General features: G+C 68.1%; 1 pseudogene. It reads right to left on the bottom strand.

Going from position 1 to position 731, the window contains the following annotated elements:
• Positions 1-638 (bottom strand): annotated as a pseudogene (locus ACLZOT_RS49680) (polyketide synthase); the annotation flags it as partial.
• Positions 639-731 lie beyond the last annotated feature (93 nt).

Consider the following 731-nt stretch of genomic DNA (forward strand, 5'->3'; position numbering starts at 1 on the left):
GGGTCACCCGACCCCACCGACACCGCACCCCGCGTCACACACCACACAGGCGCAGCAACCCCACAATCACCCAACGCTTGCACCAACCCCACCGTCCCCGCCAACCCCACCGGCGTCGCACCCAACCCCGCACACGCCTCCTCCACCACACCCAACAACGACACCACCCCAGACGGCACGGGCAGATCAGCCAGCCACCCAGCCAACTCAGCACGACCGATGTCCCCGTCCACCTCCAACCGCACCACCCCAGCACCCAACCCCTCGACCACCCCGGCAACCCACACATCCTCACCCCACCCCACAGGCACCACCACCAGCCAGTTCCCAAACAAGGCACCCCCTAGTGCCCCGGGCAGCAACTTCCAGCTCTCCGCAAACCGCCACCCCGCCACCACAGACCCAGCACGCCGACGCTCACGCCACGCCACCAACGCCGGAACCACCTCACCCAAAACCCCTTCATCCACCCCCAACTCAGCCGACAACAAACCCACATCCGCCCCCTCCACCACCGACCACAACTCGTCATCCACCCCACCCACCGACTCCGGCCAGAACCGCTCACGCTGAAACGCATACGTCGGCAGATCGATAGCCGGACCCGAGCCCCGGCCCACCACCGCGGACCAGTCCACCGGCACACCGTGGGTGTGCAGAGTGGACAGGGCGGTCAGCGCGGTGTGGACCTCGGGCCGCCCCTTCCGCTGAGCCGCAACGAACACCCCGTC

This window comes from Streptomyces sp. 4F14 (genome assembly GCF_048159485.1).
Lineage (GTDB): Bacteria > Actinomycetota > Actinomycetes > Streptomycetales > Streptomycetaceae > Streptomyces.